Annotated in this window: 17 protein-coding genes; 6 read left to right on the forward strand and 11 right to left on the reverse strand. The window is 72.6% G+C overall.

Features of this window, described 5'->3' with window-relative positions; genetic code table 11:
• The first annotated feature begins 297 nt into the window (after positions 1-297).
• Positions 298-876, forward strand: coding sequence for a TMEM165/GDT1 family protein (locus AB6L24_RS07805; RefSeq protein WP_380858682.1), 579 nt, complete (start codon positions 298-300; stop codon positions 874-876).
• A 193-nt stretch (positions 877-1,069) separates the two neighbouring features.
• Positions 1,070-1,726: an HAD-IA family hydrolase gene (locus AB6L24_RS07810; protein ID WP_405653586.1), complete on the forward strand. Its 657-nt coding sequence runs from the start codon at positions 1,070-1,072 to the stop codon at positions 1,724-1,726.
• Positions 1,727-1,983: 257 nt separating this feature from the next.
• On the opposite strand, the gene AB6L24_RS07815 is transcribed toward AB6L24_RS07810, so the two are convergent.
• Positions 1,984-3,030 (reverse strand): peptidoglycan-binding protein, encoded by a 1,047-nt coding sequence (locus AB6L24_RS07815; RefSeq protein ID WP_405653588.1) that lies wholly within the window; start codon positions 3,028-3,030, stop codon positions 1,984-1,986.
• A gap of 125 nt (positions 3,031-3,155) precedes the next feature.
• On the opposite strand from AB6L24_RS07815, the gene AB6L24_RS07820 reads away from it, so the two are divergent.
• Entirely contained in the window at positions 3,156-5,198 is a 2,043-nt protein-coding gene (locus tag AB6L24_RS07820; RefSeq protein ID WP_405653590.1) for a DHA2 family efflux MFS transporter permease subunit, read from the forward strand.
• A 371-nt stretch (positions 5,199-5,569) separates the two neighbouring features.
• Here AB6L24_RS07820 and AB6L24_RS07825 read toward each other — a convergent pair whose 3' ends face one another.
• From AB6L24_RS07825 to AB6L24_RS07835, 3 genes are read right to left on the reverse strand one after another with little or no spacing between them, the layout of a single operon-like run.
• Positions 5,570-6,112, reverse strand: a complete 543-nt coding sequence (locus AB6L24_RS07825; RefSeq protein WP_405653592.1) for a GNAT family N-acetyltransferase — start codon at positions 6,110-6,112, stop codon at positions 5,570-5,572.
• A gap of 4 nt (positions 6,113-6,116) precedes the next feature.
• On the reverse strand, positions 6,117-6,485 hold the full coding sequence (locus AB6L24_RS07830) for an antibiotic biosynthesis monooxygenase family protein (protein WP_405653594.1): 369 nt from the start codon (positions 6,483-6,485) through the stop codon (positions 6,117-6,119).
• A 49-nt stretch (positions 6,486-6,534) separates the two neighbouring features.
• Positions 6,535-6,939 carry a DUF1992 domain-containing protein gene (locus tag AB6L24_RS07835; RefSeq protein ID WP_405653596.1) on the reverse strand — a complete coding sequence of 135 codons (405 nt, stop codon included), beginning with the start codon at positions 6,937-6,939 and terminating at the stop codon, positions 6,535-6,537.
• 106 nt (positions 6,940-7,045) lie between these two features.
• Between AB6L24_RS07835 and AB6L24_RS07840 the strand changes: the two genes are divergently transcribed.
• Positions 7,046-7,447, forward strand: coding sequence for a hypothetical protein (locus tag AB6L24_RS07840; RefSeq protein ID WP_030358486.1), 402 nt, complete (start codon positions 7,046-7,048; stop codon positions 7,445-7,447).
• Positions 7,448-7,462: 15 nt separating this feature from the next.
• Here AB6L24_RS07840 and AB6L24_RS07845 read toward each other — a convergent pair whose 3' ends face one another.
• Together AB6L24_RS07845 and proP are read right to left on the reverse strand one after the other, a co-directional pair.
• Positions 7,463-8,137 (reverse strand): O-methyltransferase, encoded by a 675-nt coding sequence (locus tag AB6L24_RS07845; protein WP_405653598.1) that lies wholly within the window; start codon positions 8,135-8,137, stop codon positions 7,463-7,465.
• A 274-nt stretch (positions 8,138-8,411) separates the two neighbouring features.
• A complete protein-coding gene (proP, locus tag AB6L24_RS07850; protein ID WP_405653600.1) occupies positions 8,412-9,845 on the reverse strand; it encodes a glycine betaine/L-proline transporter ProP in 1,434 nt (477 codons plus the stop codon).
• A 468-nt stretch (positions 9,846-10,313) separates the two neighbouring features.
• Here proP and AB6L24_RS07855 point away from each other — a divergent pair, with 468 nt between their 5' ends.
• Positions 10,314-12,461, forward strand: a complete 2,148-nt coding sequence (locus AB6L24_RS07855; RefSeq protein WP_405653602.1) for a bifunctional glycosyltransferase 87/phosphatase PAP2 family protein — start codon at positions 10,314-10,316, stop codon at positions 12,459-12,461.
• On the opposite strand, the gene AB6L24_RS07860 is transcribed toward AB6L24_RS07855, so the two are convergent.
• Both AB6L24_RS07860 and AB6L24_RS07865 read right to left on the reverse strand, forming a co-directional pair.
• Positions 12,418-14,049, reverse strand: coding sequence for a hypothetical protein (locus AB6L24_RS07860; RefSeq protein ID WP_405657084.1), 1,632 nt, complete (start codon positions 14,047-14,049; stop codon positions 12,418-12,420). The genes AB6L24_RS07855 and AB6L24_RS07860 overlap by 44 nt on opposite strands.
• Before the next feature lie 210 nt (positions 14,050-14,259).
• On the reverse strand, positions 14,260-15,504 hold the full coding sequence (locus AB6L24_RS07865) for a cytochrome P450 (protein WP_405653604.1): 1,245 nt from the start codon (positions 15,502-15,504) through the stop codon (positions 14,260-14,262).
• Positions 15,505-15,747: 243 nt separating this feature from the next.
• Here AB6L24_RS07865 and AB6L24_RS07870 point away from each other — a divergent pair, with 243 nt between their 5' ends.
• A complete protein-coding gene (locus AB6L24_RS07870; protein ID WP_405653606.1) occupies positions 15,748-16,917 on the forward strand; it encodes a steroid 3-ketoacyl-CoA thiolase in 1,170 nt (389 codons plus the stop codon).
• A gap of 368 nt (positions 16,918-17,285) precedes the next feature.
• Here the strand turns inward: AB6L24_RS07870 and AB6L24_RS07875 are convergent, their stop codons facing one another.
• From AB6L24_RS07875 to AB6L24_RS07885, 3 genes are all read right to left on the reverse strand, one after another.
• A complete protein-coding gene (locus AB6L24_RS07875; RefSeq protein WP_030358479.1) occupies positions 17,286-17,705 on the reverse strand; it encodes a transglycosylase SLT domain-containing protein in 420 nt (139 codons plus the stop codon).
• 346 nt (positions 17,706-18,051) lie between these two features.
• A complete protein-coding gene (locus tag AB6L24_RS07880; protein WP_405653609.1) occupies positions 18,052-18,945 on the reverse strand; it encodes an ECF transporter S component in 894 nt (297 codons plus the stop codon).
• Entirely contained in the window at positions 18,938-20,662 is a 1,725-nt protein-coding gene (locus AB6L24_RS07885) for an ABC transporter ATP-binding protein (RefSeq protein WP_405657085.1), read from the reverse strand. The genes AB6L24_RS07880 and AB6L24_RS07885 overlap by 8 nt, the downstream gene beginning before the upstream one ends.
• Position 20,663 lies beyond the last annotated feature (1 nt).

Here is a 20,663-nt window from a genome sequence, read left to right on the forward strand (position 1 = left end):
GATGTGGTCCCGGTCACGGCGGGCCGGGGCCGAAAGTCCCTGGCCGGGGCGGTGCGCGGGTCGCGTACGATGGTCGGAGCAGAAGGGGAGTAGCTCTTCGCCGGACCGTCGACATACTGCTCAGCTCGTCTGAGCCGGCGCCCGGAGGCAGCCCACCGTGGTGGGCGGCCAGCGAGACCTTCGGCCAGCAGTGCCAGACGTGCACCTCCGTGTGCGTCACCGAGCGCTGCCGTGCCGAGGTGTCGTACGCGAAGGCTGCGGAACTCTCGGTGGGGCGGCCCGACCGATTGAGGAACCTTGATCAGCATCAGCGTGACGGCGCTTGTCTTCGGCGTCGTCTTCCTTGCCGAACTGCCCGACAAGACAGCGCTGGCCGGGCTCGTCCTCGGCACCCGTTACCGCGCCTCGTACGTCTTCGTGGGCGTCGCCGCCGCCTTCGCCGTGCACGTGGTGCTCGCCGTGGCGGCGGGCAGCGTGCTCACCCTGCTGCCGCAGCAACTGGTGCACGCCCTCACCGGCGTCCTCTTCCTCGGCGGCGCGGCGATGCTGCTGATGAAGAAGGACGATGACGACGAGCAGGTCAAGGCCCCCAAGGACCAGAGCTTCTGGCGGGTCTCTGGGGCGGGCTTCATGCTCATCCTGGTCGCGGAGTTCGGCGACCTCACCCAGATCATGACGGCCAACATGGCGGCCCGGTACGACGACCCGCTGTCCGTGGGCCTCGGCGCGGTGCTCGCGCTGTGGGCGGTCGCGGGCCTCGGCATCGTGGGCGGCAAGGCGCTGATGAAGCGGGTGCCGCTGGCCCTCATCACGAAGATCGCGGCGATGCTGATGCTGGCGCTCGGTGTGTGGAGCCTGTACGAGGCGATCGCGTAAGGGTGTGCCCACGGGGGCGCTCGGAGGCGCGCCCGGGGGTGCGCCTTGGCCTGCTGACCTGCGGTATTGGCGCTCGGGGGGCTTGTTTTGTACCGTGGGGGAACAAAGTGGCTTCGCCCGTACTCCCTGACCGGCGGGCGGAGCCGCCTTGTCTTCCCCTACCGTGTGCGGGCCCTTCCCTTGGAGTACGCCGATGACGGCTGCGAACGTACTGACCGCCCGAGCCCTCCTCCTGGACATGGACGGCACCCTCGTCAACTCCGACGCCGTCGTCGAACGCTGCTGGCGGCAGTGGTCCGCCAAGCACGGGCTCGACGCCGACGAGGTGATGAAGGTCGTGCACGGGCGGCAGGGGTACGCCTCCATGGCGCTGCTGCTGCCCGAGCGGCCCATGGCCGAGAACCACGCCGAGAACCGCGAGATGCTGGCGCGCGAGACCGCCGACATGGACGGCGTCGTGCCCATACCGGGGGCGCCGGAGTTCATGGCATCGCTCGCCGGGCTGCCGCACGCCCTCGTCACCTCCGCCGACGTGGGGCTCTCCACCGGGCGGATGGCCGCGGCCGGGCTCACGCTGCCCGAGGTGCGGGTGACCGCCGAGAACGTCGGGGCCAGCAAGCCCGACCCCGAGGGGTTCCTCAAGGGCGCCGCCGAGCTCGGGTTCGACCCGGCCGACTGTGTGGTCTTCGAGGACTCGGGGGCCGGGATCGCGGCGGGGCGGGCCGCGGGGATGCGGGTCGTCGGGGTCGGGCCGAGGGCCGGGGAGTACGGGCCCACGGTGTGGGTGGACGACCTCACGCAGGTGCGGGTTTCCGCTGACGCGGGGGTTTTGACGCTTACGTTCGGGTGAGGTGGGGTGGCCCTCGCTGGGCCGGGAGGCTGTTGGCCGTGGCTTCGCTGTCGGCCTGGAGTGGTACCCCTCCCTCGACGTCACGGCACCGTCGCCGTGGGCTGTGCCCACCCTCCCCCAAGCTCTCGGCTTCGCTCGAGCAGGGGGGACCCCCATCGCCCTCTGGGCGGCCCAGCTGCCCACAGGGGGTAGCGGCCCGGTCGTCCACAGCGGTGGCGGACCAGGTGCTCGCAGGGGGGCGAGGGGGGCGCCGTCGGCTAGGGGGCGTCCGTCTCGGATTCCAGGGACCTTCTTGTTGCCGGGCCGTAGGTGCCCTGGGGGTCTGTTCTGATGCCTCGGGCCCATTGGTAGCGGGACACGGCGTCGGTCACCGGGGGCGTGTAGTGGCCGTCCATGGGGCCGATGTAGAGGTACAACTGGCGTAATCGCTGCTGGAGTTCGGTCACCTCGGCGCCTCGGTCGCCGCTGTGCAGGGTCGGCGGGGCGGCCGGGGTGCGGGACGGGGGCGGGCCCACCGAACCCGTGGCGCGGGCCGTCGTGCGTGAGGGTGACGGTGTGGGCGCCGGGGACTTGCGGACCGGTACCGAGCGCGGGGCCGTGGCCGACGGGGTGCGGGTCGGCGTGCTGCGGGGGGTCGAGGGGGCCGGTGCGGCCCTCGGGGCGTTGCGCGGGGCGGGTTCCTCGGAGGCCCGGTGCGGGGTGTCGTCCGCCAGGTCCGGCAGCGCGCGGTCCCTGCCGCCGCCCCCGTCGCCGCCCGCCCCGTCCCCGGCGTCCCCGGACATCACCCCGCCCGTGAACACCGCCGCCGCCGCGACCACGAGGCCCGCCCCGGCGAACAGCGCCCCCCGCCCCCGCCGCGCGGACCGCTCCTGCCGGCTGGCCGCCTCCGCGGGCGTGGCCGCGGCGGCCGGGGGCAGCTGCGGGGGCAGCGGCGCCGACGACAGCGCGGGCAAGGGGGCCGACGGCTCCGGCAGCGTCACGTACGGACGTATGCGTATCGGATCGAAGTCCTCCGCCGCGGCCGCCTCCGCGGACCGGGTCTCCAGGGCGGCGTCCGCGGCCTCGCGCGCGCAGCCGCAGGACGGGGTGGCTCTCGGGGGGCGGGGGGTGCCGCAGCCGGGGCAGACGGGCCCGGCCGCGGCGGCTGGGCCTGCTGGGCCTGCCGCCGTGCCCGCGGTGCTTGCTGCGCCCGCTGCGTCCAGGGCGCCCGCCTCCGCCGCGTGCACCGCGTCCACGGGCCCTTCGGGCTCCCGGGCACCCCCGGGCTCCCAGTGTCGTCCGGCCCGTCCGTTCGCCTCGCTCATCGCGTGCTCCCCTCCCTCGCCGGCCCCGCAGAGCTCTGAAGGAGTATGCAGCCACTCGGCTCGACAGGCCATAACGGATGACTCGGACCACGATGGAAGGTGGAAAGGACCCGCAGGAGGTGTCCATGACGCAGGACGTGAGCACCCGCCCGGCCGGGCCGCGACCCGGCAAAGGACCTCCGGAGCACGTGGGCGGCGGCGTACTGGTCTCCATCGGGGCGCTGCTCCTCGGCATGCTCCTCGCCGCCCTCGACCAGACCATCGTCTCCACCGCGCTGCCGACCATCGTCAGCGACCTCGGCGGCCTGGACCACCTGTCGTGGGTCGTCACCGCGTACATGCTGGCCGCGACCGCCGCCACCCCGCTGTGGGGCAAGCTCGGCGACCAGTACGGCCGCAAGAAGCTCTTCCAGACCGCCGTCGTGATCTTCCTGATCGGCTCGGCGCTGTGCGGCGTCGCCCAGAACATGCCGCAGCTCATCGGGTTCCGGGCGCTGCAGGGCCTCGGCGGCGGCGGCCTCATGGTGCTCTCCATGGCGATCGTCGGGGACCTCGTATCGCCCCGCGAACGCGGCAAGTACCAGGGCCTGTTCGGCGCCGTCTTCGGCGCGACCAGCGTCCTCGGGCCGCTCCTCGGCGGGCTCTTCACCGAGCACCTCAGCTGGCGCTGGGTCTTCTACATCAACCTGCCCATCGGCGTCGTCGCACTCGTCGTCATCGCCGCCGCCCTGCACATCCCGGCCAGCCGGGCCCGGCACGTCATCGACTACCTGGGCACCTTCCTGATCGCCTCCGTCGCCACCTGCCTCGTCCTCGTCGCCTCCCTCGGCGGTACGACCTGGGGCTGGGGCTCGCCGCAGATCATCGGGCTCGCCGTGCTCGGCGCGGTGCTCGCCGTGTGCTTCGTCGCGGTCGAGCGGAAGGCCGCGGAGCCCGTCATCCCGCTGAAGCTGTTCCGGATCCGCACCTTCACCCTGTCCGCCGTCATCAGCTTCGTCGTCGGCTTCGCGATGTTCGGCGCCATGACCTACCTGCCGACGTTCCTCCAGGTCGTCCAGGGCGTCTCACCGACCATGTCCGGCGTCCACATGCTGCCCATGGTCGCCGGGCTGCTGATCGCGTCGACCGTGTCCGGGCAGATCGTCAGCCGCACCGGGCGCTGGAAGGTGTTCCCCGTCGCGGGCACCGCCGTCACCACCCTCGGCCTGCTGCTCCTGCACCAGCTGAACGAGAACAGCCCCACCGGCGAGATGAGCGCCTACTTCTTCGTCTTCGGCCTCGGCCTCGGGCTCGTCATGCAGGTCCTCGTCCTCATCGTGCAGAACGCCGTCGGCTACGAAGACCTCGGCGTCGCCACCTCCGGCGCCACGTTCTTCCGGTCCATCGGCGCCTCGTTCGGCGTCGCCATCTTCGGCACCGTGTTCACCAGCAGGCTCGGCGACAAGCTCACCGACGCCCTGCGCGGACAGGACCTGCCCGCCGGCGTCACCACCGACTCCCTCAAGGCCGACCCGCGCGGCATCGCCGAACTGCCCGCCGCGCTGCGGCCCGGCGTGCTGCACGCCTACTCCTCCGCCATCACCGACGTCTTCCTGTACGCGGCGCCGGTCGCGCTCGTCGCCTTCGTCCTCGCCTGGTTCCTGCGCGAGGACCGGCTGCGCGGGGCCGTCACCGCGCCCGACCCCACCCAGACGCTCGCCAGCAACCCCGTCGAACGGTCCTCCTACGACGAGGTAGCGCGCGCGCTGTCCCTGCTCGGGACGCGGGAGGGGCGGCGCGAGGTGTACGTCCGCATCACCCGGCGGGCCGGGTACGACCTGCTGCCCGCCGCCGGCTGGATGCTCCTGCGGATCGCCCGGCACGGGCACGTCGAGCCGGCCACGCTGGCCGAGCGCAGCATGATTCCCCTGACCGTCGTCACCCAGGCCTCCCGGCAGTTGGAGGAGCGGCGGCTCGCCCTGCGCGAAGGGCTCGGCCTGCGGCTCTCCGACTCCGGGCGGGTGGCCGCCACCGAGCTGGCCAAGGCCCGGGAGGCCGAGCTGGCCGAGCTCCTCGGGGACTGGTGGGGGCCCGGGCGGCCCACCGATCTCATGCAGTTGGTGGAGGAGTTGGGGGCGGAGATGTGCGGCTCCGACGCGGAGCGGCCTCGCGGCCGGCCCCGGGTGTAGCTCGGCCTGCGTCCCCTGTCGGCCTTGTCGCGTCCGGCGACGGGGTGGCCCCTCGGGGTGGTCGTTGCGTCGCCCCGCGCCGGGGTGACCCCTCTCCGCCGCTCCGCGGCGGGTTCCCCACCCGCCCACCCGTTTGCCCTTGGACGCGGGGTGGGCCCCATGGTTGCGCCCCTGTCGTCGCCTTGCCCGGCGGTTGGGTGCTCCTTCTCCGCCGCTCCGCGGCGGGTCTCCCACCCGCCCACCCGTTTGCTGTTGGACGCGGGGTGGGCCCCGTCGGGGCGCCCTTGTCGTCGCCTTGCCCGGCACCGGGGTGGTCCCCGGGTGAGCGTTGGGGTGGGTGGGTGGGGAGGTGCCGCGTAGCGGCGGGGCGGTCAGGGGGTCTGGGGGTGGAGGGGTTTGGTGAACCAGTGCTCCGCGTAGGGGCCGGAGTTGTGGGGTGCCCCCTCCTCGTACCCGCTTCGCGCGTAGAGGGCGCGGGCCTCGACCAGGTCGTTGCGGGTGTCGAGGATGATCCGGGCGGCGCCCAGACCGCGGGCGGCCTCCTCGGCGGCGGTCAGGAGGACCGGGCCGCCGCCCTTGCCGCGGAGGCCGGGGGTGACGAAGACGCGGGTGAGTTCGGCGGTGGCGGGGTCGAGGAGGCGTACTCCGGCCGTGCCCGCGGGCTCGCCGTCGTAGCGGGCGAGGAGCAGGACACCGCCGGGCGGCGTGAGCCCCGCGCCGGTGTCCGCCGCGATCTCGCGCTCCAGCTCGGCGGGGTCCGTGCGCCGCCCCTCGTTCAGCTCGTACCAGCGGTCGCTGACCTCGGTGTAGTACGCCCGCCACAGCGCGGCGGCCGCCGCCGAGCCGACCGGCTCGGGGGCCACGGACCAGGAGGACCCGGAGGGCCCGGAGGACGCAGCGGGTGTGGAAGGCATGGGGTCAGTGCTCTTCCGGGGCCGCGGGCGTCACCGGCGCCGCCTGCTGGACCACCTCGAAGGTCCAGACGGCGGCGCTCGACGACGCGGGCTTCGGCCGCTCCCCGGCGCCCTCCCCGCCGGCGGCACCCGCGGCACCCCCGCCCTGGTGCGCCGCCTTCATGGGACCCTCCATCCACGCCTGGAAGGACGCCTCGTCACGCCAGCGCGTGTACACCAGGTACTGGTCGGTGCCCTCGACGGGACGGAGCAGCTCGAACCACTCGAAGCCGTCCGAGCCCTCGACGGCTCCCGCGCGGGAGGCGAACCTGCGCTCCAGGACCTCGCGCTGCTCCGCGGGCACGGTCAGGACGTTGATCTTCACGATGCTCATGGGCACCATCGTCGCGCACGCCCGCGCGGGCGCGTCGCCGGGGCGGTGCTCAGCGTTCGCGCCGCTCCCGCCAGTCCCGGGCGACCTCGTCGACGTCGAAGGGGCGCAGCCCGAGCGGCGGCCCGGGAGGCGGGGTGCGCAGGGCCTCGCGGATCTTGTCGTTGAGGTCGGTGACCAGACGGCGGGCCATGGACTCCGAGGGGGCGTCGGCGGCGGCGGCGAGGACGTCCTCGGCCTCCTTGCGGAGGGCCAGGGTGGGGGAGAGCGCGCCCATGCCCTCACGGGCCAGCTTCCGCTTGACCCACCACAGTTCGTCGTACGCAGCGCCGGGATCCTCCGGCAGGGGCTTGCCGCGGCCGGGCAGGGCGGCGAAGTCGCCCCGCTCCTCCGCCTCACGGATCTGCTTGTCGACCCAGGACTCGAAGTTGACTCCCGGTGGCTTCCGTTCAGTCATACGACCATGGTGGCAGAGGGCCCACGGCGGCGGGAGCCACGGGCCCACGACGCCGCGGGGCTAGGATGCGGCCGGTTGTCCGGACTTCGGGTCAGGGGGTACCCAGGTGCTTGAACTCACCATGGCGATGGTGTCGGGGGTGTCGGACGCGGACGCGGGAGCGACCGCGGGGATGCTGCTCGCGGAGGAGCCCAGCGAGCCCGGCGCGGTGCTCCGCGTGGGGCGGGACCGCGCCGTGTGCCGGCTCGCGCCGCCGCAGGACTGGCTGTTCGTCTCCCGTACGCACCTGGAGTTCCGCTGTCGCGTCGACGGCGCGTGGACGGTCACCTGGGTCCGCGGCTCCCAGCCCGACCCGGCGTCCGAGGTGCGGATCCTGGCCGGGGGGACGGCGGTGCCCCTCGCGTACGGAGGGACGACGCCGTTGCCCCGGGGCGGCTCCGGTGAGGTCGTCGTGCAGGACAGGTCGGGGCCGCGCAGCGTCAACGTGGGCTTCTACCACGAGGATTGAGCGGTACCGCCGGGCTCAGTCCAGTACGCGGGCCAGCGCGAAGCCGTCGTAGCCCTTCGTGCCGACCGTCTGCACCGCCGTGCCGTCCAGCTTCGGGTGGGTCGCGATCAGGTCCAGGGCGGCGCGGGTGCCGCGGACGCTCGGGTCGTCGCTGGTGGCGTCGGTGACGGCGCCGCCGCGGACGACGTTGTCGATGATGATCAGGCTGCCCGGGCGGGTCAGCTTCAGGGACCACTCCAGGTAGTGGGCGTTGTTGGCCTTGTCCGCGTCGATGAAGACCAGGTCGAAGGGGGCCGGGTCCTCGTCGTGGAGGGCGGCCAGGGAGGTCAGGGCCGGGCCCGTGCGGACCTCGGTGATCTTGTCGAGGTCCGCTCGGGCGAGGTTGGCGCGGGCCACCTCGGCGTGTTCCGGCTTGTACTCCAGGGTGATCAGGTGGCCGTCGGCGGGGAGGGCGCGGGCCAGCCAGATCGTGCTGTAGCCGCCCAGGGTGCCGATCTCCAGGATGCGGTGGGCGCCCTGGAGCTGGGCCAGGAGGTGGAGGAGTTTGCCCTGGTTGGGGGCTACGGCGATGGCCGGCAGGCCGGCCGCTTCGCTGTCCTGGAGGGTGGCGGTGAGGGCCGCGTCCGCGGGGGTGAGGAGGTCGGTGAAGTAGTGGTCGACGGTGTTCCAGAGGGTGGTGTCGGGGCTCATGCGGGGGTGCTCCTTGGGGTCGGGCGACGCTGCGCTGAGCATTCCCCAACCCCGCCCCTTCCCGAAACCGGGGCTTCGCCCCTGGACCCCGGGGGTGGGTGTCCCGTTGCCGTGGGACGGGGGCGCCCTCGATCGGCGCTCCGCGCCTCGTCCTCAATCGCCGGACGGGCTTGGATGTGCCGGGCTGTTGGTCAGATGGTGCGAGTTCGGGCGGGTGGGTGGGAGAAAGCCCGTCCGGCGTTTGAGGACGAGCGCGCAGCGCGATCCTGTCGGGTCAGGGGTGGTCGGCCCGCGGTTCCAGGGACGGGGGTGAGCCGGGGAGGGGGCGGCCCGCCGATTCCTTGAGGTACCAGACGGCGACGCCGCCGACCACCGCCGCCGCCATCATGTAGTACGCGGGCATCATCACGTCCCCCGTGGCCCCGATCAGCGCGGTCACGACCAGCGGCGTCGTACCACCGAAGATCGAGACGGACACGTTGAAGCCGATGGAGAGGGAGCCGTAGCGGACGGGGGTGGGGAAGAGGGCGGGGAGGGTCGCCGGCATGGACGCGGTGAAGCAGACCAGGAGCAGACCGAGGGCAGCCATGCCGAGCCCGATGGCCCACAGGGAGCCGTTGCGGATGAGGAGCAGGGCGGGGACGGAGAGGAGAAGGAATCCGGTGCAGCCCGCGGCGATGACGGGGCGGCGGCCGACCCGGTCCGTGAGCGCGCCCACGAACGGCTGGGCGCACATCATCAGGGCCATGACGACCAGCACGACGAGCAGCCCGTGCGTCTCGTCGTACTCCAGCTCACCGGTGAGATAGCTCGGCATGTACGACAGGAGCATGTAGTCGGTGACGTTGAAGACCAGGACGAGCCCGACGCACAGGAGCAGGGCCCGCCACTGCCCGGTCACCAGGTCCCGGATCCGCACCTTGGGCCGTGCCCGCTCGTCCTCGTGGGCCTTGGCAAGCTGCGCGGCGAACGCCGGGGTCTCCTCCAGGCGTGTGCGCAGGTAGAGGCCGATGAGCCCCATGGGCCCGGCGATGAGGAACGGGATGCGCCAGCCCCAGGACTGCAGGTCGTCGCTGGAGAGCAGCGCCGTCATCAGGGTCACGAGGCCCGCGCCGCCGATGTATCCGGCGAGGGTGCCGAATTCAAGCCAGCTCCCGAGGAAGCCCCGCTTCTTGTCGGGCGCGTACTCGGCGATGAACGTGGCGGCGCCCGCGTACTCGCCGCCGGTGGAGAAGCCCTGCACCAGGCGGGCGGCCAGGAGCAGGACCGGCGCCCAGACGCCGATGCTGGCGTACGACGGGATCAGGCCGATCGCGAACGTGCCCGCCGCCATCATGATCATGGTGAGGGCGAGGACCTTCTGGCGGCCCACGCGGTCGCCGAGCGGGCCGAAGACCATGCCGCCGAGCGGACGGATCAGGAAGGCCGCGGCGAAGGCGCCGAACGTCGAGAGCAGCTGGGCCGTGGGGTTGCCGGAGGGGAAGAAGACCTTGCCGAGGGTGACCGCGATGTAGCTGTAGACCCCGAAGTCGAACCACTCCATGGCGTTGCCGAGCGCGGCGGCCTTCACGGCGCGCTTGACCAGCGCGGGGTCCGTGACGGTGGCGGCCGCGGCGGGGTCCGCCGGCGTCGCTGCGGGCGCGGGGTCCGTCCCGGTGGGGGAGGGGGCCGCGGGGGTGCGGGGTCCGACGTGTTGCGCGGTCGGCAAGGGCTCGCTCGCCTGCCTTTCGTGGACGACAAGGACCCGGTGACTTTAGGTGCAGTAACCATCATTACGGGGGGTGCGGGAGTGATCGCGCAGTGTTCGCAATCGCCCTGTATTCAGGCCAAACGGGGGTACTTCCGGCGGGGACGGCATGGGCCCCATGTGATCTATGTCGCGTCCGGGCGGGGGAACCGGGCAGGGGGGTTCCCGCCGTCCTTGCCTGAATGAGTCCCGTGAAACCGGGGGAACCGGCCCCCGGGCCGGCCCCGGAAACGGCCACCGAGCAGCACGGTCGCAGCGGGGCGGTTGGGCACCGGCGCCCAAAAGCCGGTAGAAAGCGGGTGTGGCTGCCAGGCGAACTGGGGGTTGCGCGCGTCTCACTCAGGGGCATGCGAGCCTCTTTGGGCGAGATCAGTAATCTCCTGGCACTTTGATCAAGGATGACGGATGGGGCGGGAGGGCCGACAGGGCGTGGCGAATGTTGAGCACAGGGGACCGGGGAATGCCTTGGGCGCGGGGGCATCCGGGACACCCGAGGGGCGTATCGGAGCGGTCCGTGTCGCCCTCTGGCTGATCGCCGCCGTCCTCGCCGTCCGCCAGGCGGCCGTCGTCCTGCGCACCCCCAAGGGCGAGCGCCTGATCGACTGGGAGACCTGGGTCGGGCCGAACGGCGTGCTGCACGTGAACGGCTCGCTGTACGACGCGGACAAGTTCACCGGCACCCCCTTCGCCGGACTCGTCCTCAAGCCGTTCGCCCGGGTCGCCGAGGACGCCCTCGGCTGGGCCTGGACGTTCGGCACCCTCGGCCTCGTCGTGGTCCTCGGCCTGGTCGCCGCCCGCGCGCTGCCGCAGCCGGTCTCGCGCCGCACCTCGCTGCTCGCGGCCCCCCTCGCGATCTCCCTGCTGATGCTGTCCCTGCCGGTGCGCAACACCCTGCACCTGGGCCAGACCAGCATCATCCCCGTCCTGCTCGTCCTCCTCGGCTGCTTCGCCGTGCGCGGGGAGCGGGCCAGCGGCATCCTCATCGGCCTCGCCGCGGCCCTGCAGCCCACCGTGCTCCTGTTCGCGCCGCTCCTGTGGTTCACCGGACGCAAGAAGGCCGCCCTGTCCACGGGCGCCACCTTCGCCGCCGCCACCGCCGTCGCCTGGGCGGCCATGCCGCACGACTCGTGGACGTACTGGATCCACCACCTGGCGGGCGCCGGCCTCGGCGCCAACCCGGACGCCAACGCCAACCAGTCGCTGCACGGCGCCCTGCTCCGCCTCGGCCTGGAGGGACCGCTCGAAATAGGGCTCTTCCTCGGCCTGGGCGCCGGCGTCGCCTTCATCGGCCTGCGCCGGGCCGTGCGCTACGCCCGCGACGGGCAACTGCTCCTCGCCGTCGCGCTCACGGGCTGCGTCGCCATCGCCGTGTCCCCGACCAGCTGGCAGCACCAGCTCCTGTGGCTGCTGCTCGCCGTCGTCGGCCGGGTCGGCAAGCGGGCGTCGGACCGGTACGTGTGGCCGATCGCCGTCGTGCTGGTGATGACGCTGCCGTCGAAGATGATGCTGCCGAACATGTCGGTCCTGGACCCGCTGCGCGACAACGTCGTCCTGCTCGCCGCGCTCGCCTCCGCGCTGATCGTGCCGTTCCTGTCCCGCACGGCTCCCGAGTACCAGCGGCCGATCCCCACCTCGTACGCCGATCCCGTCCCGGCGCGCTGGAAGTGGGTGCCGCTGTTCCCGTTCTGGCGGCGCGTCCTGACCCGCCCGAACCTGCTCCTGGAACTTCTCCTCATCCGCGTCGGCTACTCCGCGTACCAGCAGACCCGCCTCGCCGCGACCGGCGGCACCATCTCCGGCGGCCGGGAGCGGGCCGAGACGCACGGCGAGCAGATCCACTCCATCGAGCAGTTCCTGCACATCGACATCGAGCACTGGTTCAACCAGCTGACGGCGCGCACGCCCTGGATGGAGAGCTTCTTCAACTTCTACTACACGTCGTTCCACTTCGTGGTGCCGCTGAGCGTCCTCGCGATCCTGTACCTGCGCCGCCCCGCCCAGTACCGCTGGGCGCGCTCCGCGCTCGGCTTCGCCACGCTGCTCGCGCTCATCGGCTTCTGGGGCTACCCGCTCGCGCCGCCGCGGCTGATGGAGGACCTCAACTTCATCGACACCATCCACGGCGTGCAGGACTTCTCGCAGCCGGACTACGGCACGCTGACGAAGCTCACCAACCAGTACGCGGCGATGCCCTCGCTGCACTTCGGCTGGTCCCTGTGGTGCGGTCTGACCATCGCGATCCTCGCGCCCAAGTGGTGGATGAAGGCCCTCGGCCTGCTGCACCCGTTCTTCACGGTCTGCGCGATCGTCGGCACCGGCAACCACTGGATCCTGGACGCGGTGGGCGGCGCGGCCGTCGTCGGCGCCGGGTTCGGTCTGACGTACCTGCTCCAGGGGCCGCGGGTGAAGCAGGTCCTCAAGGTCGGGACGGGGCTGAAGCCGGCGATGGCGGGGCTCCCCGCGGACCCGCCCGGCGCGCCGGACGACCCGGACGGCAAGCCGAAGAAGGTCCTCAGCACGCCGAAGGACGCCCTCAGCACGCCGAAGGACGCGAAGGGCGACCGTACCCCGAGCTGATCCGGTAGGTGCCGGGCGTCTGCACCGTCAGCTCCGTGAACTCGCCGTTCGGCTTCAGGCACGCACCCTCGGCCCGGAGCCACGGCGAGTACACGATCCGCACGGTCACCGAGCCCCGCTCCGGCACCCGCACCACCACGTCGGTGCTGGTGGAGCGGACGACGGAGGCGGGCGCCGACGCCATCGGCACCGCGTTCCGCACGCGGAAGATCCGCCAGTGCTTGTCCTTCCACACCGGCTCCAGCCACTTCGGGCCGCTCCTGACCAGCGCGGCCTCGTCGAGCGCGGGCCCGTCGGGCCGCCCGGACGGCAGCACGACGAAGCCGACCGCCCACTTGTCGAGCCAGGCGCGGTAGGTCGTGGCGGAGAACGAGCCGTCGTAGAAGAGGCGGCCGCGCTCGATGTCGAGCTGGCGGTTCCAGCCGCGCGCCATGTTCACGTACGGCGCGAGCGCGGTGGCCTCGCGGTGGTTGCGGGCCGGTACCACCTCGACCCGGCCCCGGTCGGCGCCGAGCCGCTTCAGTTCCCGGACGACGGCCTGGGTGTCCGTCGCCCAGGCCGGGACGACGGTGGACACCTCCAGGTCGTCGGCCGTCTTCTGCGCGACCCACGCCGTCGACAGGACCAGGGCCGTCACCAGCGCCATCCGTCGCATCACCGGAAGCGCCGGGGTCAGCAGGGCCGCGAGCAGCAGGGCGGGCGCGACGAGTTCGGCGAGGCGCTCGACGTTCGTGCCGATCGGTGACGGGATGAGGTACACCAGGACGGTCCCCACCGCGTACACCCCCGCCCCCCACCGCAGCACCCGCCACTCCCGCGGCCCCGCCACCACCAGGACGAGGCTGAAGAACACCGGCGGGAAGATCCGGTCCGCCCACATCAGGTGCTCGCCCTTGAAGGGGAAGAGCAGGGTCGTCACACCGACCACCACGACCGGCGGCGCGAGCAGCGCGGCGGCGCGCCCCCACTCCCGTACGAAGAAGTAGCCCGACCCCACGACGAGCAGGAACAGGCCCGCCACCGGGGAGGCCATGGTGGCGAGCGCCGCGCACACCACCGCGACCGTCAGGCGCTTCGCGCACAGGAGCGCGAGGACCGCGCCGAGCCCGAAGGCGAGGCCGAGGGCGAACGTGGTGCGCCCCGACGCGACGTTGCACCACACGGCGAGGGAGGCGAGGACCGCGGGCCACAGCGGGCGGCGCACGCCCGCGCGCTCGATGAGCACGGCGACCAGCCAGGCCCCCGCGACGCCGGACAGGACCGTGACGGTCTTCACGCCGATCGCGGCCATCAAGTACGGGGATATCAGGCTGTAGTTGGCGGTGTGCATGCCGCCGTACCAGAACAGGCTGTACGCCGCCGAGCCGTGGTCGGAGGCGAATCTGGCCCAGGCCTGCTGGGCGGCGAGGTCGCCGCCGCCGGTGGCGAGGAACGCCGCCCACAGCGCGTACAGGGGAAGGGTGGGGGCGGTGGCGAGGACCGGTATGCGGTGGCGTCGGCAGAAGGAGCGGACGGCACGGCGGAAGGGATTCTTCCGTTCCGTGGGTGAGCTGCCGGTCGGGAGGATCGAGAGGTCGGCAGAGACCACGGTCACCGTTTCCGTTCGACGTCGTGGAGGGTCGGAGGGCTCAGGTACACCTCCCAAGACGCTGTGTTCGACGAAAACGTTGGCGATGATTGCCGATCAAGTGAACTTTTGGCGGATTTCTTGGGTCCGTTTCCGTGGGCGGGAACCGGTGGGGCGGCGGAGAGGCAGGGGCGGGGCGTAGGGGTGTGCCCCTGCCTCCCTTCCGCCGGGTCAGCGGGTGCTGACCTGGAGTTCCTTGACCCCGTTGAGCCAGGCCGAGCGCAGCCTGCGGGGGTCGCCGGCCAGGCGGAGCGTGGGCATGGCCTCGGCGATGGCCTGGAAGATCAGGTTGATCTCCAGCACGGCGAGGGACTTGCCGAGGCAGAAATGCGGGCCGCCGCCGCCGAAGCCGAGGTGCGGGTTCGGGTCGCGCGTGATGGTGAACACGTCCGGGTCCTCGAAGACCTCGGGATCGTGATTGGCGGAGGAGTAGAAGATCCCGACGCGGTCGCCCTTCTTGATCCGGGCCCCGCCCACCTCGGTGTCCTGGGTGGCGGTGCGCTGGAACGACACCACGGGCGTGCCCCACCGCACGATCTCCTCGGCGGTCGTCGCCGGGCGCTCGCGCTTGAACAGCTCCCACTGGTCGGGGTGGGTGAGGAAGGCGTGCATGCCGTGGGTGATGGCGTTGCGGGTGGTCTCGTTGCCCGCGACGGCCAGCAGGATCACGAAGAACCCGAACTCGTCGGAGGACAGGTTCCCCTCGTCCTCCGCCGCGACCAGCTGGCTGACGATGTCCTTGGCCGGGCACTCCTTGCGGGCGGCGGCCAGGTTCATCGCGTACGACACGATCTCCATGGCGGCCTCGGCGCCGACCTCCTCGGTGATCGCGTACTCCGGATCGTCGTACGCCGCCATCTTGTTGGACCAGTCGAAGATCTTCGAGCGGTCCTCCTGCGGTACGCCGATCAGCTCGGCGATGGCCTGCAGCGGCAGCTCGACCGCGACCTGGGTGACGAAGTCGAACGAGCCGTCGGCGGCGGCGTTCTCCAGGGCGGCTTCGACGATCCGGTGCGCGCGGCTGCGCAGGGCGTCCTCCAGGGAGCGGATGGCGCGCGGGGTGAAGCCGCGCTGCACGATCTGGCGCACCCGGGTGTGCTCGGGCGGGTCCATGTTGAGCATGATCAGCTTCTGGACCTCGATCTGGTCGCGGCTGATCGACTCGTTGAAGCGGATGACGGCGGTGTTGAGGTTCGAGGAGAACAACTCCGGGTGCGTGGAGACGTACTTGACGTCGGCGTGCCGGGTCACGGCCCAGTACCCCGCGTCCCCGAAACCGGCGACGCCCGGCCGCTGGGCGATCCAGCGCACCGGCTCCGACTGCCGAAGCCGCGCGAACTCCGGGAAGGGCACGCGGTCTTGCAGCACATCGGGATCGGTGAAGTCGAACCCGTCGGGCAGCGCGGGACAGGGCATCGGCAACTCCAGACGTTGATCTGACGGGTCATCAGGAGATGCGTCGCAACGTAGTAACGGGTTCTACAAGTGGCAAGGCCCTTGACGCATCGCTTTGGGCGCCTGTTGTGCGGGCGGTGCGTGCACGACCCTTGCGGGGGTGGGGTCGGGCTCAGCAGACTGGTGGGATAACTAGAACGCGTACTAGTTATGGCGTGCGGGATGCCGGGATGCCCCGCGGGCTGTGGAGGAGAGGACGAGTCTGTGGTTGCTGAGCCTGTCATCGTCGAAGCCGTACGCACGCCGATCGGCAAGCGCGGGGGCGCGCTCGCCAACCTCCATCCCGCCTATCTCCTGGGCGAGACCTACCGCGAACTCCTCGGCCGCACCGGCATCCACGCCGACTGCGTCGAGCAGATCGTCGGCGGCGCGGTCACCCAGGCCGGCGAGCAGTCCGCGAACCCCGCGCGCACCGCGTGGCTCACCATGGGCCTGCCGTACGAGACCGGGGCGACGACGGTCAACTGCCAGTGCGGCTCGTCCCAGCAGGCCGCGCACATGGTCGCCAACATGGTCGCGGGCGGCGTCATCGACGTCGGCATCAGCTGCGGCGTCGAGTCCATGTCGCGGGTGCCGCTCGGGTCCGCCTCCAAGCACGGGCCCGGCAAGCCGTTCCCCGACGAGTGGAACATCGACCTGCCCAACCAGTTCGAGGCGGCCGAGCGGATCGCCCGCAAGCGGGGGCTCAGCCGGGAGAACGTCGACTCCCTCGGGCTCATCTCGCAGGAGCGGGCGGCCGTCGCCTGGGGCGAGGAGCGGTTCAAGCGCGAGACGTTCGCCGTGCAGGTGCCCACCGACGAGGCCGAGCAGGCCGCGGGGCAGGGGATGTGGCGGCTCGTCGACCGCGACGAGGGGCCCCGGGACACCTCCATGGACGCGCTCGGGCGGCTCAAGCCCGTCATGCCCACCGCCGTGCACACCGCGGGCAACTCCTCCCAGATCTCCGACGGGGCGGCGGCGCTGCTGTGGACCTCCAAGCGGATGGCCCGGGCGCTGCGGTTGCGGCCGCGGGCGCGGATCGTCGCGCAGGCGCTGGTCGGGGCCGATCCGCACTTCCACCTCGACGGGCCGATCGACGCCACTCGGGCCGTGCTCGGCAAGGCCGGGATGTCCTTGGCGGACATCGATCTGGTCGAGATCAACGAGGCGTTCGCCTCCGTCGTGCTGAGCTGGGCGCAGGTCTTCGGGCAGGACCTGGAGAAGGTGAACGTCAACGGGGGAGCGATCGCTCTCGGGCATCCGGTCGGAGCCACCGGGGCGCGGTTGCTGACCACCGCCCTCCATGAGCTGGAACGGGCGGACAAGGAGTTCGCCCTGGTGTGCATGTGTGCGGGGGGTGCGGTGGCGACTGCGACGATCCTGCAGCGCCTGTAGCCCGCGTGGGACGCCCCAGTCCCGCCCCTTTCCCTTAACCGGGGCTGCGCCCCTGGACCCCAGGGGGCAGGCGTCCCGTGGCGGGTGGGACAGTCCTCCCCCGAATCGGCGCTTCGCGCCTCGTCCTCAATCGCCGGACGGGCTGAAATGCAGCCGGGGTGGGCCTGAAGGTGCCGACTGCCCGGCCGAACGCATGGTGGGGGCGGGTGGGTGGGAGAAAGCCTGTCCGGCGTGTGAGGACGAGGCGCGGAGCGCCGATTCGGGGGTGCCCCTCGCGGGGCTGGGGGAGAGCGCGAAGAGGGCGGCACCCCACGCGGGGTGCCGCCCTCTTCGCTCAGCCGGAGCTGGTCGAGGCCCAGGGGCCAGGATCAGTACCAGCCGTTCGCCTGCCAGTGGCTCCAAGCCCCACACGGGCTGCCGTAGCGGTCCTTCATGTACGCGTGACCCCACTTGATCTGGGTCTCGGGGTTGGTCTGCCAGTCGGCGCCCGCGGAGGCCATCTTCGAGCCGGGCAGGGCCTGGACCAGGCCGTACGCGCCGGACGAGGCGTTCTTGGCGTTGACGTCCCAGCCGCTCTCGTGGGAGACGATGCGGTCGAAGCACTGGAACTGCGCGTCGTCCGCGATCATCCGCTGCGCCACGGCCTTGGCCGAGTCGGAGGTCGCAGCCGCCGGGGCGGCCTGGGCGGGGGCCGCAGCGAAGACCATGCCGGTGGCGGCGGCCGTGACGGCGCCGGCGGCGAGGGCCTTCTTCGGGGAGGCGATGCGGCGGAGGATGGAGACGGACACAGAGGGACCTTCCGTGGGGAACAGGGGCGGTCGCGGCACGCCGTGGTCACGCGGACCGCGGGGGGAATGCCTCGGCGCCGAGGCCCGGGTGGGCTCGTCGGCGCCGTGCGACTCATCCAGAGAAGCAGGGCTGTTACGCCGCCGCAATGACCCCTCTTACTAGTGGCACTCGCACCCGTGCCGGACGACCCTCGTGTGAGCTGGGTCTCAATCCGCAGGTCAGCGCGGAGATTGGCGCGTACGCGACAAGGGGGAGCGGCTACGGGCCCCGGTAGTAGAGGACCAAAGTCCTGTGGGCCGCCTCACCCGCCACCCACCCGTTTCCTCACAGAACGCGCAAGGCCGTTCACCGCTGCGAGGGCTCGAATGTGACCGGCGTCTCGAACGCGGCCCGCCGGGTCGCCCGGCGCAGCGCCTTCAGGACGGCCGGGCCGAGCGTGACGCTGAGGACGACCGTGACGACGGCGCGGGGCAGGTCCCAGCCGAGTGAGGTGGCCAGGCAGTACGCGACGAAGCGGGCGAGGTTCTCGCCGACCGGATCGCCGGGGACGAAGGAGACGCCGGTGGCGAGGCCGCCGATGTAGGGCCAGCCCTGGAGGTTCATCACGGTGCCGTACAGGACGGAGGACACCGCCCCGTACGCCCCGAGCACGTACAGCTCGCCCCGTCCGCGCAGGGTGTGGGGGCCCGGCAGCAGCCCCGCCCCCATGCACACCCACCCCATCGCCAGCATCTGGAACGGCATCCACGGCCCCACGCCCCCCGTGAGCAGCGCCGACGCGAACATCGACACCGCCCCGAGCACGAAGCCGAAGCCCGGCCCGAGGACCCGCCCGCTCAGCACCATCAGGAAGAACATCGGCTCGATCCCGGCCGTGCCCGCGCCGAGGGGACGCAGGGCCGCCCCCGCCGCGGCGAGCACCCCGAGCATCGCGATGGCCTTCGCGTCCAGGCCGACGTCGGCGATCGTCGCCACGACCACGCCGAGGAGAAGGGGAAGGAGCGCCGCGAACAGCCACGGGGCGTCCTTCGCGTGTGCGCTGAGGCCCGAGTCCGACCCGGCGAGCAGGGGCCATCCGAAGGCGACGACGCCGACGCCGCTCACCAGGGCCAGTGCGGCGACGGACCGGCGACCCAGGCGGACGGGGCGCACTTGCCCGGCCTGTCGGACCGGCTGCCCGCTGCGGGTCGTTCGTCGCTGGGCGCGCAGTTCCCCGCGCCCCTTCGGGGCGCTACTCATCGGTCGCCTCCAGAGCCTCCAGGACCTCCCGCACCTGCGTCACCGTCAGCCACGGCTGCGGCGCGAGCACCTTCGTGACCTGGGGTGCGAACGACGGCGACGACACCACGACATTCGCCGTCGGGCCGTCGGCCACCACCTCGCCGTCGGCGAGGATCACCACCCGGTGGGCCAGCTCGGCGGCCAGTTCCACGTCGTGCGTGGCGAGGACGATCGCGTGGCCGCGGTCCGCGAGGTCGCGCAGGATCGTGACCAGGCGGGCCTTGGCCGCGTAGTCCAGGCCGCGGGTCGGCTCGTCGAGCAGGAGCAGGGGCGGGCGCGCGGTCAGGACGAGTCCGAGGGCGAGCGCCAGGCGCTGGCCCTCGGACAGGTCGCGGGGGTGCGTCTCGTCCGCGATGCCGGGGACGAGCTCGGCCACCAGGGCCCGGCAGGTGCCCGGCGCCGCGTCCGCGTCGCGGTCGGCGGCGGCGCACTCGGCCGTGACCGTGTCCGCGTACAGGAGGTCGCGCGGCTCCTGCGGTACGAGGCCGACGTGCCGGATCAGTTCGCGCGGCGGCATCCGGTGCGGAGCGGCGCCGCCGACCCGCACGGTCCCGGAGGTCGGCGGCAGCAGGCCGACCAGGGTGGACAGGAGGGTGGACTTGCCCGCGCCGTTGCGGCCCATCAGGGCGACGGTCTCGCCGGGGGAGACGGTGAGGTCGACCCGGCGCAGGGCCTCGACCCGGCCCCGGAGCACGCCGAGCCCGCCGACCCGGGCGGCGGGGGCGTCGGCGGGCGCGACCGCCCCCGGCTTCCCGGCGCCCGCCTGAGCGGACTCCGGCATCGCGGCACTCGCCCCCGCGACCCCCGCCTTCGCGGCACTCGGCTTCCCGGCCCCGGCCTTCGCGTCGTCCGGCGCCACCCGCGCCAACCGCTCCCGCAATCCCCCGCTCCGCCGCCGCGCGTCCCGCACCGTCAGCGGCAGCGGCGTCGCGCCCGCGAGGCGGCCCAGGCCCACGACCGGCGGGTACACCGGTGAGACGGCCATCACCTCGGCCGGGTCGCCGAGGAGCGGGGGTTCGCCGGGGGCGGCGAGGAGGAGGACCTGGTCGGCGTACTGCACGACGCGTTCCAGGCGGTGCTCGGCCATCAGGACGGTGGTGCCGAGGTCGTGGACGAGGCGTTGGAGGACGGCGAGCACCTCCTCGGCGGCGGCGGGGTCGAGGGCCGACGTCGGTTCGTCGAGGACCAGGACGCGGGGGTGCGGGGTGAGGACGGAGCCGATCGCGACGCGCTGCTGCTGGCCGCCGGAGAGGGTGGCGATGGGGCGGTCGCGCAGCTCGGCGAGGCCGAGCAGGTCCAGGGTCTCCTCGACGCGGCGGCGCATCACGTCGGGGGCGATGCCGAGGGACTCCATGCCGTACGCCAGCTCGTCCTCGACGGTGTCGGTGACGAAGTGGGCGAGCGGGTCCTGGCCCACCGTGCCGACCACGTCGGCCAGCTCGCGGGGCTTGTGGGTGCGGGTGTCGCGGCCCGCGACGGTCACGCGGCCGCGCAGGGTGCCGCCGGTGAAGTGCGGGACGAGGCCGCTGACCGTGCCGAGCAGAGTCGACTTGCCGACACCGGAGGGGCCGACGAGCAGCACCAGTTCGCCCTCGGGCACGTCCAGGTCGACGCCCTGGACGGTGGGCCCGGCGGCGCCCTCGTACCGTACGGAGACGTCCTCGAACCGGATCATG

Origin of the sequence: Streptomyces sp. RK9, from assembly GCF_045070545.1 — a bacterium.
Classification (GTDB): domain Bacteria; phylum Actinomycetota; class Actinomycetes; order Streptomycetales; family Streptomycetaceae; genus Streptomyces; species Streptomyces alboflavus.

What these genes read in the sequence shown, in the direction of transcription:
- AB6L24_RS07810 (WP_405653586.1), top strand. Translation starts at nt 1,070, where the DNA reads ATGACGGCTGCGAACGTACTGACCGCCCGAGCCCTCCTCCTGGACATG.
- AB6L24_RS07815 (WP_405653588.1), bottom strand. Translation starts at nt 3,030, where the DNA reads ATGAGCGAGGCGAACGGACGGGCCGGACGACACTGGGAGCCCGGGGGT.
- AB6L24_RS07820 (WP_405653590.1), top strand. Translation starts at nt 3,156, where the DNA reads ATGACGCAGGACGTGAGCACCCGCCCGGCCGGGCCGCGACCCGGCAAA.
- AB6L24_RS07825 (WP_405653592.1), bottom strand. Translation starts at nt 6,112, where the DNA reads ATGCCTTCCACACCCGCTGCGTCCTCCGGGCCCTCCGGGTCCTCCTGG.
- AB6L24_RS07830 (WP_405653594.1), bottom strand. Translation starts at nt 6,485, where the DNA reads ATGAGCATCGTGAAGATCAACGTCCTGACCGTGCCCGCGGAGCAGCGC.
- AB6L24_RS07835 (WP_405653596.1), bottom strand. Translation starts at nt 6,939, where the DNA reads ATGACTGAACGGAAGCCACCGGGAGTCAACTTCGAGTCCTGGGTCGAC.
- AB6L24_RS07845 (WP_405653598.1), bottom strand. Translation starts at nt 8,137, where the DNA reads ATGAGCCCCGACACCACCCTCTGGAACACCGTCGACCACTACTTCACC.
- AB6L24_RS07865 (WP_405653604.1), bottom strand. Translation starts at nt 15,504, where the DNA reads ATGCCCTGTCCCGCGCTGCCCGACGGGTTCGACTTCACCGATCCCGAT.
- AB6L24_RS07880 (WP_405653609.1), bottom strand. Translation starts at nt 18,945, where the DNA reads ATGAGTAGCGCCCCGAAGGGGCGCGGGGAACTGCGCGCCCAGCGACGA.
- AB6L24_RS07885 (WP_405657085.1), bottom strand. Translation starts at nt 20,662, where the DNA reads ATGATCCGGTTCGAGGACGTCTCCGTACGGTACGAGGGCGCCGCCGGG.